This is a genomic window from Thiohalocapsa sp. (assembly GCF_022340605.1).
Taxonomy (GTDB): domain Bacteria; phylum Pseudomonadota; class Gammaproteobacteria; order Chromatiales; family Chromatiaceae; genus Thiohalocapsa.
Window position 1 is genome coordinate 1 of sequence record NZ_JAJDNQ010000073.1, and the last position, 13,001, is coordinate 13,001.

11 protein-coding genes, 1 tRNA gene and 2 pseudogenes are annotated in these 13,001 nt (G+C 69.1%); 9 read left to right on the forward strand and 5 right to left on the reverse strand.

Features of this window, described 5'->3' with window-relative positions; translation table 11 throughout:
• Window positions 1-352: pseudogene (locus tag LJE69_RS09245) on the forward strand (SAM-dependent methyltransferase); the annotation flags it as partial.
• Between the two features lie 73 nt (window positions 353-425).
• On the opposite strand, the gene LJE69_RS09250 reads toward LJE69_RS09245, so the two are convergent.
• On the reverse strand, window positions 426-1,067 hold the full coding sequence (locus LJE69_RS09250) for a Crp/Fnr family transcriptional regulator (RefSeq protein WP_296924165.1): 642 nt from the start codon (window positions 1,065-1,067) through the stop codon (window positions 426-428).
• A 340-nt stretch (window positions 1,068-1,407) separates the two neighbouring features.
• Between LJE69_RS09250 and LJE69_RS09255 the strand changes: the two genes are divergently transcribed.
• Window positions 1,408-4,281, forward strand: a complete 2,874-nt coding sequence (locus LJE69_RS09255; RefSeq protein WP_296924168.1) for a valine--tRNA ligase — start codon at window positions 1,408-1,410, stop codon at window positions 4,279-4,281.
• A gap of 115 nt (window positions 4,282-4,396) precedes the next feature.
• Here the strand turns inward: LJE69_RS09255 and LJE69_RS09260 are convergent, their stop codons facing one another.
• The gene (locus LJE69_RS09260; protein ID WP_296924170.1) at window positions 4,397-4,702 is read right to left on the reverse strand and encodes a hypothetical protein; all 306 of its coding nucleotides are present in this window, start codon (window positions 4,700-4,702) and stop codon (window positions 4,397-4,399) included.
• A gap of 439 nt (window positions 4,703-5,141) precedes the next feature.
• Here LJE69_RS09260 and LJE69_RS09265 point away from each other — a divergent pair, with 439 nt between their 5' ends.
• The 7 genes from LJE69_RS09265 (at window position 5,142) to LJE69_RS09295 (ending at window position 11,149) form a co-directional block, all read left to right on the forward strand.
• On the forward strand, window positions 5,142-6,032 hold the full coding sequence (locus tag LJE69_RS09265; RefSeq protein ID WP_296924171.1) for a UbiA family prenyltransferase: 891 nt from the start codon (window positions 5,142-5,144) through the stop codon (window positions 6,030-6,032).
• Window positions 6,033-6,127: 95 nt separating this feature from the next.
• Window positions 6,128-6,847: a bifunctional 2-polyprenyl-6-hydroxyphenol methylase/3-demethylubiquinol 3-O-methyltransferase UbiG gene (gene ubiG / locus LJE69_RS09270; protein WP_296924173.1), complete on the forward strand. Its 720-nt coding sequence runs from the start codon at window positions 6,128-6,130 to the stop codon at window positions 6,845-6,847.
• Window positions 6,848-6,855: 8 nt separating this feature from the next.
• Window positions 6,856-7,593 carry an HAD-IA family hydrolase gene (locus LJE69_RS09275; RefSeq protein ID WP_296924175.1) on the forward strand — a complete coding sequence of 246 codons (738 nt, stop codon included), beginning with the start codon at window positions 6,856-6,858 and terminating at the stop codon, window positions 7,591-7,593.
• Window positions 7,590-8,444, forward strand: a complete 855-nt coding sequence (locus tag LJE69_RS09280) for a squalene/phytoene synthase family protein (protein WP_296924177.1) — start codon at window positions 7,590-7,592, stop codon at window positions 8,442-8,444. The genes LJE69_RS09275 and LJE69_RS09280 overlap by 4 nt, the downstream gene beginning before the upstream one ends.
• Before the next feature lie 231 nt (window positions 8,445-8,675).
• Window positions 8,676-9,617 carry a 4-hydroxy-3-methylbut-2-enyl diphosphate reductase gene (gene ispH, locus LJE69_RS09285; RefSeq protein ID WP_296924179.1) on the forward strand — a complete coding sequence of 314 codons (942 nt, stop codon included), beginning with the start codon at window positions 8,676-8,678 and terminating at the stop codon, window positions 9,615-9,617.
• Between the two features lie 88 nt (window positions 9,618-9,705).
• On the forward strand, window positions 9,706-10,809 hold the full coding sequence (gene thiO, locus LJE69_RS09290) for a glycine oxidase ThiO (RefSeq protein WP_296924181.1): 1,104 nt from the start codon (window positions 9,706-9,708) through the stop codon (window positions 10,807-10,809).
• Window positions 10,810-11,073: 264 nt separating this feature from the next.
• Window positions 11,074-11,149 (forward strand) — tRNA-Thr (locus LJE69_RS09295).
• A 168-nt stretch (window positions 11,150-11,317) separates the two neighbouring features.
• On the opposite strand, the gene LJE69_RS09300 is transcribed toward LJE69_RS09295, so the two are convergent.
• From LJE69_RS09300 to LJE69_RS09305, 3 genes and pseudogenes are all read right to left on the reverse strand, one after another.
• A complete protein-coding gene (locus LJE69_RS09300) occupies window positions 11,318-12,403 on the reverse strand; it encodes a site-specific integrase (RefSeq protein ID WP_296924183.1) in 1,086 nt (361 codons plus the stop codon).
• Window positions 12,404-12,507: 104 nt separating this feature from the next.
• Window positions 12,508-12,669: pseudogene (locus tag LJE69_RS20970) on the reverse strand (helix-turn-helix domain-containing protein); the annotation flags it as partial.
• Window positions 12,670-12,682: 13 nt separating this feature from the next.
• Window positions 12,683-13,001, reverse strand: a 319-nt coding sequence (locus LJE69_RS09305) for a hypothetical protein (protein WP_296924184.1), incomplete at its 5' end; no start/stop codon positions are given.

Genomic DNA, 13,001 nt, shown 5'->3' on the forward strand with positions numbered 1-13,001 from the left:
GGACTACGCGGCGCCCGGCGCGTCTTCGCGCTATGTCACCGGGGCACTACCGGCACTGCCCTTCGCCGCTGGACAGTTCGATCTGGCCTTGGTCTCGCACCTGCTCTTCATGTACTCGCAGCATCTGGGCGCCGAGGAACACCGGCGCGCCGTCGTCGAGCTGATGCGGGTCAGCCGCGAGGTGCGCATCTTCCCGCTGTTGGACCTCGACGGACGCCCGTCGCCGCACGTGCCGCACGTACAGGCCGCGGCCGCGAACGCCGGCTGGTCCAGCGACGTACTGACCGTGGACTACGAGTTCCAGCGCGGCGGCGACGCAATGTTGCGGCTGAGCAGGGTCGCAGCGGCATGAAGGCCGGCGTCGCGCCGGAGCCGGCCCAAACATCCGCCCAGGCACCTGCCCAGGCACTTGCGGGCCGCGCGGCTCACCACCGCTCCGGCAGCCTGCGCTCCAGCACGAAGCGCTTGCCCTCGACTGACACATAGCCGCCGGTCTTGAGGTCGCCGACGATGCGGCTCACCATCTCCCGCGAGCAGCCGACGCGATCGGCGATGTACTGCTGCGTCAGCGGGCCGGTAATGCGCCGGCCATCTTCCTCCCGGGCGCCCTCATCCAGGACCTTGGCGATGCGCCGGTAGACGCTGAGCAGGGCCAGATCGCTGGCCGTGTCCGTCAAGTCCGCAACCTGCCGGGCCAGGTGGCGGATCAACCAGAGCGCCACTTCGGGCTGCTTGGCAAGGAAATCCTTGAACACGACCCCCGTCAGCATCCGCACCTCGCAATCGGTCAGCGTCATCACCGAGGCGGTGCGCGGCGAGCCGCCGAGCAGGGCGAGCTCGCCGAAGTGGTCTCCCGGCCCCAGCTCGCGCAGCAGGATCTCCTTGCCGGAGTCGTCCGCCACGTAGACCTTGGCGCGCCCGCTCTCGAGCACGTAGAGGACGGAGGACTCCTCCCCCTTCTCGATGATGACGGTACGCTTCTGGTAGCGCCTGAGCCTGGTGTGCCGCTCCAGGGCAAATAGGACGGCGGGGTCGAGATCGGCGAACAGCGGAACTTGGGCGAGCATGGCTGGTCATCTCCGCTAAGCAGAAAGCCCGAAAGCTGCTTCAGGCGATAACTGATACACGACAGCGTAATGGTGAAGCCAAGGAGCCACAACCACCCCATGGGCGGGAATCCGGTGCGACGAGTGCCTCGGGCCGCGGCACGACGCCAGCGGCCAGGGGCTGTTGTGGCTGACCGTCAAGCGCTATGGGCGGCGCCCCGGCCGCGGACAACTTACAGATGAGCCGGGCGCCCCGGCAGCGACCCGACCACCGCCACCGAACCCGTCCACGGCGCTTCGCTATACTGGCGGGTCGATCACCGACCCTGGCTCCACTCATCGCCGCCGCAGAACAATCGCCATGCTGGATAAGACCTACGACCCCCACCGCATCGAAGCCCAGTGGTACCAGCGCTGGGAGGACGCCGGCTGGTTCGCACCCCGCGAGCAACGCGACGCAGACGGCGGCGCCTACTGCATCATGATCCCGCCGCCGAACGTCACCGGCAGCCTGCACATGGGGCACGGCTTCAACAACACCCTCATGGACGCGCTGATCCGCTACCACCGGATGAAAGGGGACAGAACCCTTTGGCAGCCGGGCACAGACCACGCCGGCATCGCCACCCAGATGGTGGTGGAGCGCCAGTTGGAGGCGGCAGGCAAGACCCGCCACGACCTGGGCCGCGACGCCTTCATCGACCGCGTCTGGCAATGGAAGGCGGAGTCCGGCGGCACCATCACCCGCCAGTTGCGCCGGCTGGGCTCGTCGCTCGACTGGCAGCACGAGCGCTTCACCATGGACGAGGGCCTGTCCAACGCCGTGCGCGAGGTGTTCGTGCGGCTGTTCGAGGAGGGCCTGATCTACCGCGGCAAGCGGCTCGTGAACTGGGACCCGGTGCTGCACACGGCCGTGTCGGACCTGGAGGTGATCTCCGAGGAAGAAGCCGGCCACATGTGGGACATGCGCTACCCGCTCACCAACGGCACCGGACACCTCACCGTGTCGACCACACGCCCCGAGACCATGCTCGGCGACTGCGCGGTGGCCGTGAACCCGGAGGACGAGCGCTACAAGCACCTCATCGGCGAGCTGGTGGAGCTGCCGCTGACGGGCCGGCGCATCCCCATCGTCGCCGACGAGCACGCGGACCCCGCGTTCGGCACCGGCTGCGTCAAGATCACCCCAGCGCACGACTTCAACGACCACGCCGTCTGGCTGCGGCACCGCGACGAAAACCAGATCGCGCGCCAGCCCCACGGCGGACTCATCAACATCCTGACGCCGGACGCCGCCATCCGCGACAACGAGCCGGACGAGGACGAACTGATCCCCTGTGCCTATGTCGGCCTGGACCGCTATGAAGCGCGCAAGCGCATCGTCGCGGACCTGGACGCACTCGGCCTGCTCGCGGGCGTCAAGGACCACAAGCTCATGGTGCCCCGCGGCGACCGCTCCGGTGCGGTCATCGAGCCCTACCTCACCGACCAGTGGTACGTGAAGATCGGCCCGCTGGCGGAGCCGGCCATCGAGGCGGTGGAGGACGGGCGCATCCGTTTCGTGCCGGACAACTGGAAGAGCACGTATTTCGAGTGGATGCGCAACATCCAGGACTGGTGCATCAGCCGCCAGATCTGGTGGGGCCATCGCATCCCGGCCTGGTACGACGCCGAGGGCAACGTCTACGTCGGCCGCTCCGAGGACGAAGTCCGCACCAAGCACGGCCTGGCGGTGGACTTCCCGCTGACGCAGGACCCTGACGTGCTCGACACCTGGTTCAGCTCCGCGCTCTGGCCGTTCAGCACCCTCGGCTGGCCGCCTGAGCTGAACAGGGACACGGACCGGCTCAAGGCCTTCTACCCCACCTCGGTGCTCATCACCGGCTTCGACATCATCTTCTTCTGGGTCGCCCGGATGATCATGATGGGGCTCAAGTTCATGGATGCGGTGCCCTTCCGCGACGTCTACATCCACGGCCTGGTGCGCGATGCCCAGGGCGACAAGATGTCCAAGTCCAAGGGCAACGTGCTCGACCCCATCGACCTCATCGACGGCATCGAGCTGGAACCGCTGGTCGAAAAGCGCACCCGCGGCATGATGCAGCCCCGGCTCGCCGAGAAGATCGCCAAGCAGACCCGCAAGGACTTTCCGGATGGCATCCCCGCCTTCGGCACCGACGCGCTGCGCTTCACCTTCGCCGCGCTCGCCACCACTGGGCGCGATATCAAGTTCGACCTCGGCCGCATCGAGGGCTACCGCAACTTCTGCAACAAGCTCTGGAACGCGTCCCGGTACGTGCTGATGAACACCGTGGGAGCGCCGTCCCCGCCGCGACCGGAGCAAGATCGCGGCGGGGACGCCACTCCCACGGACATCGAGCTCTCCGCCGCGGACCGCTGGATCACGGCCCGCCTGCACCAGACCATCGCGGCGGTGCGCACCGCCATCGACGGCTACCGCTTCGACCTCGCCGCCCAGGCCATCTACGAGTTCACCTGGAGCCAGTTCTGCGACTGGTACCTGGAGCTGGCCAAGCCCGTGCTCACCGGCGAGCACGCCTCGGCGGCCGCCAAGCGCGGCACCCGCCGCACCCTGGTGCAGACGCTGGAGACGCTGCTGCGCCTGGCGCACCCCTTCATGCCCTTCATCACCGAAGAGATCTGGCAGAAGGTCGCGCCACTCGCCGGTGTGGCAGGCGAGACCATCATGCTGGCGCCCTACCCCGTCGCCGACCCGGCCACCGCGGACGCGGACGCGGTCGCCGAGATGGAATGGGTGCAGCAGTTCATCCTGGGTGTGCGCCGCATCAAAGGCGAGATGAACATCCCGCCCGGCAAGCCGCTGCCGGTGCTGGTGGCCAACGCCAGCGCGCGCGACCGGCAGTGGATAGACATCGCCCGGCCGTATCTCGACTTCCTCGCCCGCACCGAGTCCATCACGGTGCTCGACGACGAGGCCGATGCGCCCGAGTCCGCCATCGCCCTGGTGGGCGACATGAAGATCCTGATCCCGATGGCGGGCCTCATCGACAAGGACGCGGAGCTGAAGCGGCTGGACAAGGAGATCGGCCGACTGCGCGCCGACATCGAGCGCATCGAGAAGAAGCTCGCCAACCCGAGCTTCGTGGACAAGGCTCCGGCCGCCGTGGTGCAGAAGGAGCGCGACCGGCTCGCCGAGCAGGGCGCCGCCCTGTCGCAACTGGAGGCCCAGCAGGCGAAGATCGCGCGCATCTAAAGCTCTGGCGGGCGTTCTGGCGGGCGCGGGTCGCTGGACGGCTCGACATGCCGCGGCGCGCTCGGCGCGGCGGCGGGCGGGATGCCACCGGGCAGTTGCCCGGTGGCGGCCGGCGTCAGTCCTCGGCGGTGCCGATGGCGGTGAACATGAACGCCCGCGCGTCCCGGTTCCCCGAGTGAGCATCACGGGTCTCGACAATGAAGCCCTTGGGGCCGTTCAGCTGGTAGATCTGGAACACCGGCGCCTCCCTGCTGCTGCTGACGCAACTGCCGGTAACGGCGGGCTGGCCGTTGAAGGTGCCCGGGTTGAAAAAGATGTCGTAGAAGCCGGGCTCCGATTCCTCCGAGACGCTGAAGTCGCCGGAACCCGCAACGACGTTGCCGTCTTCGTCCACGTATCCCCATACGATCTTGGTTGCCATGGCTTGGTACCTCTGTCAGCCGGTTGGATGGCAGTCGCAAGCTATCGCATTTGCCGGCGCGCCGCATCGCCCAATGCGTCTCGCGGTGCACCCGGCGCGGGCCAGCACGAAACCGCTCGGCGGAGCCATCGTCGCCGCCCGGCAGCGCTGGTGCCGAAGGCGGTGCAAGGCGCTCGCCGCGCGGCGATAATTCCAGGGTTTGCTCGTGGACTTTGGACTCTCAGTCAGGCAACGATGATCCTGCACCGGAACGCCGCCGGCGTCGCCGCCAGAGGCGGCGAAGATCTGGCCGCGAGGGTCGCAATCCGGCACCGCCGCGGACCCGCCCCATGAAATCGATGCATAGCGTCCACCCCGGCACGCGCAGGCGGTCGCGCCCATGGCGTCCGCGGCAGGCCGTCCGGCTCACGCCGGTCAATGCGGCATGGCGCGCCCACCAATGAGCACCGCCAGCGGAGCGGCAAGCCGGCAGGGGGCCTGGCTGGACCTGTTGCGCTTGCCGGTGGTGTTCTCCGCCTGGTCCAACATCCTTGCGGCGCACCTGATCGCCACCGCCGGCAGCCCGCACTGGCGGCTGCTGTGGCTTCAGCTCGCCATCACCACCTGCCTATTCGCGGCCGGCACCACCCTCAACGATTGCTTCGACCGCGACCGGGACCGCCGCGACAAACCCGAGCGCCCGCTGCCGTCCGGGCGCATCGCACCCGCGGCCGCCTGGGGCGCCGGCTTCGGGCTCCTTGCCGCCGGCGTGTTGCTCGGGGCGACCGCCGGTCTCGCCCCGTTGCTGGTGGTCACGGCTTTGGCGGCGACCCTGATCGCCTACGACGCGGGGCTCAAGCGCGGCGCCCTCGGTCCGCCGGTCATGGGTCTGGGGCGCGCCCTCAACTGGCTCTTGGGCCTGAGCGCCGCCCCGGCATTGGCGCCGTACCTGCTGTTGACCCTGCCGGTGTTCCTGTATGCCATGTCGACGTCGCTGCTGCGACGGGCCGAGAGCGCTGGCGGCAGGCGGCGCGCGGTGCTGCCGGCGACCGTCATGCTCGGCGTGGCACTGGCGGCGGCCCTGGTACTCTACCCGCTTGGCATCCTGACGGACCCCTATGCGCTGGCCCTCACCGCGCTGACCGGCGCCCTACTGTTGCGGCGCCTGCTGCGGCTCATGGATGACCCGACGCCGGCGCGCGTGCGCGCCAGCACGGAGTTCATGCTGCTGTGCATGGTGCCGCTGGATGCGCTGCTGCTGGGGGGCGACGGCCAGCGCCTGGCGGCCCTCGCTCTGCTGCTGCTGTTGCTGCCGGGGTGGTTCCTGGCCTGGCGCATGCAGGCGGTCTGATGCATGCGGCCGCATCGACAACGCCGCCGCGACGGCTGAAAATCCACGCCGCCGCTACCACCTCCCCAAGAAAAGAGCCTGCTCCAGACACCAAGATGACCGACACCGCACCCAACATCGACGCATCCGAGATCCACAAGTTCGAGGAAATCGCCTCCCGCTGGTGGGACCCGGAGAGCGAGTTCAAGCCACTGCACCAGATCAACCCGCTGCGCCTGGGCTACGTCCAGCGCCACGCCAAGCTCGCCGGCAAGCGGGTGCTCGACGTCGGCTGCGGCGGCGGCATCCTGGCGGAGTCCATGGCCGTCGCCGGCGCCGAGGTCACCGGCATCGACATGGGCGAGGAGCCGCTGCGCGTGGCCGAGCTGCACACGCTGGAGACCGGCGTCGAGGTCACCTACAAGCAGATCACCGCCGAGGCACTGGCGGATGAAATGCCCGGCGCCTTCGACGTGGTCACCTGCATGGAGATGCTGGAGCACGTGCCGGACCCGGGCTCCGTGGTGGATGCCTGCGCGCAGCTGGTGCGCCCCGGCGGGCACGTGTTCTTCTCCACACTCAACCGCAATCCGAAGAGCTTTCTCTTCGCCATCGTCGGCGCCGAGTATCTCTTGAAGCTGCTGCCCCCCGGCACCCACGACTACGGGCGCTTCATCCGCCCCTCGGAGCTGGACCGCTGGGTGCGGGCGACGGAGCTGCGGACCACCGATCTCACCGGGATCAGCTACAACCCGCTGACCCGCAGCTACCGGCTGGCGCCCAAGGACATCTCCGTCAACTACCTCGCCGCCTGCCGGCGACCGGCGTACAACTGACCCGGATCATGCAGCGCGCGGGCGCTCTGGCGCAGGCACCTGCAGCGGTCCTGTTCGACCTGGACGGCACCTATGCCGACACCGCCGCCGACATGGGCGCGGCGCTGAACGCGCTGCTCGCCCGGCACGGCCGCTCGCCGCTGCCGGCGTCAGAGATCCGCCCGCACGTCTCCAGCGGCGCCCGCGGGCTGCTTGGGGCGGGCTTCGGACTCGCGCCGGATGCGCCGCGCTACGCCGAGCTGCGCGCCGAGTACCTGGCCCTGTACGCTGCGGACATCTGCCGGCACACCCGCCCGTTCGACGGTATGGAGGCGCTGACCGCGGCGTTGCTGGCGCAGGGGCTCTGCTGGGGCATCGTCACCAACAAACCGAGCTGGCTGACCGAACCGCTGCTCGCGGCCATGGCGCCGGCACCGCCGCCGGCCTGCGTCGTCAGCGGCGACACCGCGGCGCGGCCCAAACCGCACCCGGACCCGCTGCTGCACGCCTGCGCGCTGCTGGATCTGGAGCCGGCGCGCTGCTGGTACGTGGGCGATGACGCGCGCGACATCGTCGCCGGCCGCGCCGCCGGCATGGCGACGCTCGCCGCCGGCTGGGGTTACCTCGGCACCGGGGCGCCCCCCGAAGACTGGGGCGCCGACGGCATTGCCGCGCACCCACTGGCGGTGCTGGACTGGCTGCGGCGGGGCCCGCGGTCCGCGCCCGCGGTCGTCGAGCCGGCGCCAAGCCCTGTCGGTTCCGCATGATCGAGCCCGATAACGAGCCCGGCACCCCCGCCGGCAGCGATGCGTGGCGGTATCCGAATCGGGCGACCCCGCCCGGCTCCAGCCTCTACTACGCCGTGCGCTTCGCGCCGCGGCCGCTGCGCGACCTGCTGGCGGCGCTGGCCGGCTGGCGGCAGCAGGTGCACGCCGTGCTCGATGAGGTCTCGGACCCCGGCGTCGCGCGGCTCAAGCTCGACTGGTGGCGGGACGAAATCCGCCGCACCTTGGACGGCGCTCCACGCCACCCGCTAAGCCATCTGCTCGCCGCCGAGCTGGCGCGGCGGCCCGGCCCGCCGCGGCTGCCGGCCGACGCCTTCCTGGCCATCGCGGAGCGGGTCGAGCACGAGCTGCGCCGCCTGCGCCCCGCCGACGACGCCGCCCTCGCCGCCGCCGACCGCCAGGACATGGGCGCCCTGTTCGCGCTCATGGCGCGCTCCCATGGCCTGCACGACGACGCCGTGCTCGCCGCCGCCGTTGCCACCGGCACCTGGTGTGCGCAGGTGCGCCGGCTGCGCGACGCCGGCCTGCTGCTGCGCCGCCACCGCACCGTGCTGCCCACGGCCACGCTGCAACGGGCCGGCCTGAGCCACGAGGCACTGGCAAGTGCCGCGCAGCGCCACCGCCTGGCCGAGCTGCTCACCCCGGTCGCCGAGCGGCTCCAGGCGAACGCCCCCCGCGCCGCGCTCAATACCCTGCCGCGCGCCCTGCGCATCCAACAGGCGATCCACACCGCACTGCTCGACGAGCTGCTGCGCAGCAAGCTCGCCGTCGCCGATCAGCGCATCGGCCTGACGCCGCTGCGGAAGCTGGGGATTGCGTTTTTGACGAGGTGATGGGGTGCGCAGTGCGCAGTGCGTGGGAGCGGCGTTCTCGCCGCGATATGTGTGCAGAAGTGCAGGCAGCATGTCCCCGTACTCCGTACTCCGTACACTGCACCCCGTACTTCGCACTCCGCACTGCGCACTTCGCACATCGCACTCCGTACGCAACACGCCCCTGCTAGAATCCACACCCAACCAGTCGGACAAGACGCAGCCTGAAGACCCGACAGCCCCTGACCACCCATGGATATACTCCTCGCCAATCCCCGCGGCTTCTGCGCCGGTGTCGATCGCGCCATCGACATCGTCGAGCGCGTGCTGGAGCTGTTCGAGCCGCCCATCTACGTGCGCCACGAGGTGGTTCACAACCGCTACGTGGTGAACGACCTCAAGGCCCGCGGCGCCATCTTCGTGGATGACATCGATCTGATCCCCGCGGGCGCCACCTGCATCTTCAGCGCGCACGGCGTCTCCCAGGAGGTCCGCGCCCAGGCGGCCAGCCGCGGCTTGCGGGTGTTCGACGCCACCTGCCCGCTGGTCACCAAGGTGCACCTGGAAGTTGCCCGCCACTGCAAGGCGGGCTTCGACGTCGTGCTCATCGGCCACCGCGGCCACCCGGAGGTGGAGGGCACCCTGGGCCAATGCGCCGTCGACGGCGGCCGCATGCACCTGGTGGAACAGATCGACGAGGTGGCGGCGCTCGAGATCGCCGACCCGGACAAGGTGGCCTACGTGACCCAGACCACGCTGTCAGTGGACGATTCGGCCGGCATCATTGCTGCCCTGCGCGAACGCTTCCCGAACCTGGTGGGTCCGAAAAAGAGCGATATCTGCTACGCCACGCAGAATCGCCAGGACGCCGTCCGCGACCTCGCCGCACGCACCGATCTGGTCCTGGTGGTGGGCTCGGTGACCAGCTCCAACTCCAACCGTCTCCGCGAGCTGGCCGAGCGGCAGGGCACCCCGGCGTACCTCATCGACGGCGCCGACGACATCCAGCGCGAATGGCTCGGCGACGGCGCCCGCGTCGGTCTCACCGCCGGCGCATCGGCGCCGGAACTGCTGGTGGAGCAGGTGATCCAACGCCTGCGGGACTGGGGAGCCGCCGACGTGCAGGAACAATCCGGCATCCGTGAGAACGTCACCTTCGCGCTGCCGAAGGAGCTGCAGCGCGCCGCCGGCTGACCTTCCGATCGCACCCGGCCGTCCCGCTCGGCAACCAGGCACAGTCGCGGCGGGGACGCCGCTCCCACACGATCCAACGCACACGTATATGCCCCAAACATCCGCCAGCGACATTCTCGTCATCGGTGGCGGCGTCATCGGCCTGATGACCGCCCGCGAGCTGGCCAACGCCGGCGCCACAGTCACACTCGTCGAAATGGGCGATACCGGTCAGCAGGCTAGCTGGGCCGGCGGCGGCATCCTCTCGCCGCTCTACCCCTGGCGCTACGCCGGCGCCGTCACGGCCCTGGCCGGCTGGAGCCAACACGCGTATCCGGACCTCTGCGTCGAGTTGTTCGAGAGCACCGGCATCGACCCCGAGTACAGCAGCAGCGGGCTCATGGTCCTGGACCCGGAAGAGCACGCGGAAGCCCTGGCCTGGGCGGCAGCCGAGCAAATCGAGCTCGAGGTGCTGACCCGCGCCCAGATGGCCGAGAAGGAGCCGGGGCTGGCCACGGACGTACGCGAAGCGCTGTGGTTCGCTGACGTCGGCCAGATCCGCAACCCGCGGCTGACCAAGGCCCTGCGCGCGGCCATCGCCCCGAAGGCGAATATCCGCGAGCACGAGGAGGTGCTGGAACTGCGCGTGCAGGACGGGCAGGTGCGCGGCGTGCGCACCAGAACCGGCGAGATACCCGCCGACCGCATCGTGGTCTGCGCCGGCGCCTGGACCGCCGACCTGCTGGCCAAGCTCGGCCGCAAGCCCGACATCCGCCCGGTGCGCGGGCAGATGATCCTGTTCTACGCCAAGCCCGGCCAGATCCGGCATCTGACCCTATTCCGCGAGCGCTACGTCATTCCCCGCCGCGACGGCCGCGTACTCATCGGCAGCACGCTGGAGGAGGCCGGCTTCGACAAGCGCACCACGGCCGAGGCCAAGGAAGAGCTCTACCGCATCGCGACGGCGCTGTTCCCGCTGCTCAAGCGCACGCCCATCGAGGACCACTGGGCAGGGCTGCGGCCCGGCTCGCCGAGCGGCATCCCCTACATCGGCCCTTACCCTGGCGCCGCGGGTCTCTACGTCAACGCCGGACACTTCCGCAATGGCCTCGTTACCGGCCCGGCCTCGGCCCGGCTGCTGGCGGACCTGCTGCTCGGCCGCGAGCCGATCCTGCCACCGTCGCCCTACGCGCTCGACGCGCCGCGCGGTTGAGCGGGCGCGCCGGCGCCGGTGCCCCTCGCGCTTGCCGTCTGCCTCGCCGGCGAGGACGGACCGCTCGGCGATACTCGACCGCAAGCCACCGGCCGATACGCCGCGCACCGTGCCGTCGCTCCCCGTGGCGGGAAGCGCCAATGCCTGGACATCCCCCGGTTCGGAATCAGGGCCGAAATCGATGTCTCCTTGGGCGTTGCCGAACGGCCAAAGTTGGCCTATTCTATCGGGCTTGCTCGGGCGCAGCCCCCAGCGCATCACCTCGCCGGTGTAGCTCAGTTGGTAGAGCAACGCATTCGTAATGCGTAGGTCCGCGGTTCGAATCCGCGCACCGGCTCCACCTTTTCAATCACTTGCGTCATTTTATGGCGGACGCTCCTTTCAGACTATGACGCGATTATGACACCTTCGCGTAGCCTCTCAGTGCGGTCGCCTGCTTGACCGCCGCGTTGTCGCTGTCTGCGGACGGACACTCACCCGACTCCGGCAAAACCCGCAGCATCGGGCGCTACCCTGGACGCACATTCAGCCGCGCAATCGCCGACTTATGGTTGTCCGGCGCCAAGTGCGCGTACCGCTCTGTCATCCGCACCGTCGTGTGCCCGAGAAGGTCTCGCACCTCGGTGAGCGGCGCACCCGCCATGACGAGCCAGGACGCGAACGTGTGCCGCAGGTCGTGGATGCGGAAGTCCTCGATCCCCGCCCGCCGGCAGGCACCCGCGAAGCTGTTCTTGATGTCCGTGATGCGCTCGCCCACGCGCGGCCCATCAAGGTGACAAAACACCCACGGACTGCCCGGGCAGTTGCGGTTGCGCTTAGCCAGCCGGCGCTCCAACACGCCTTGCGCCTCGTCACTCAAGGGTATCCCGCGCGCACTCCCGGTCTTCGTGTCTGTCGCCGCCAGACGAATCACGCCAACCTCCAAATCCACCTGCGCCCACTGTAGCCAAAGCAGCTCCCCTCGACGACATCCTGTGTTCACCGCGAGCCTGATGAAGTCCGGCAGATGACTTGCCGCCTTCGGCTCCTCTTCTGCCGCCGCGATAAGGGCCTCGATCCGCTCTCTCGGCTCCCATCGCACGCGCCCCTTCGCCGGGGTCGGCTTGCGACCCTGGACGGGATTGCCCACCGGCCATTCCAGCTCGAAGCGGACATAATTGAACGCAGCGGACAACACGGCAAGCTCACGCAAAATCGTTGCCGGCGCCGCTCCCTGGCTCTCGCGTTTCACCATATAAGCCTTCACCGGCGCCCGGGTGATGGCCACCAAGGGAAGACCAGCGAAGTGCTCCCGCAATCGCGCCGTTGCCACCAGATCGCGCGTGTAGCCCGACGGCCGCTTGCTCTTTCGACTGTGCCGCAGAAAAGCCACCATCATGTCCTCGAACTCGAAGAGGTCCTCCGGTGCTTGCGATCCACTAGCGGCCCGCGCTGCCTGCTCTCGCCATCCAGCGAGGACGACCTTGGCCTCGCGCTTGACCGTTCGGCGAGTAGAGCGTCTAACGCGCTTGCCGCCGGCGTCGGTGTAGCTCCCGTACCAGTATGGCGACCCCGGCTGCTTGTACAGCCCGTCGCCTTCGTTGTGCGTTGACATACGCCGTCACCTCTGCTCGGTTCCAGCGCGTCATGCCCCGCACGACCCGAAGTATCGTTCGATGAGGCGCCGTCGTCCAGAATCGACAGGATCGAGTCGACGCGGACATTCCGCCGACCCCGAACTCGGTGTTCGCGCAGTTCCCCGGCATCCAACATGCGCCGAACGGTGGTCGCGGAGACGCCCAGACGCCGGGCAGCCTCTTTGATCGTCACCAACCACTCGTCGCCGAGACCGGCAGCAGCTGCTTGACTCTGCTCAGGCATGCGTGCCTCCACATCAGCCTCCGGCCGCCACCGTGCCGATGTCCCCCGTCTTCGCCAATCGCGGTATGCCGACGGCCGGATCGAGCAGCCGCAGGGGTTGCTGCTTGGCGGCACCTGCAACCGTCCACAGCATTCCTCGCCCGGCAGCTGGGATTGGTCGCTTCGGGCGGGGCATGCGCTCGAAGCGCAGTGCGTCCTGTTCGCGCTGAGTCGCGACCAGCAGATCGCTTTGCTCGGCGTCGCCGGCCAAATCCCGCAGGGTCACGCAGTCCGCCAGCTCGCCGACGCCGACGATGCCGCCCAACGGCAGAGAATTCGGAGCATGCCCATGA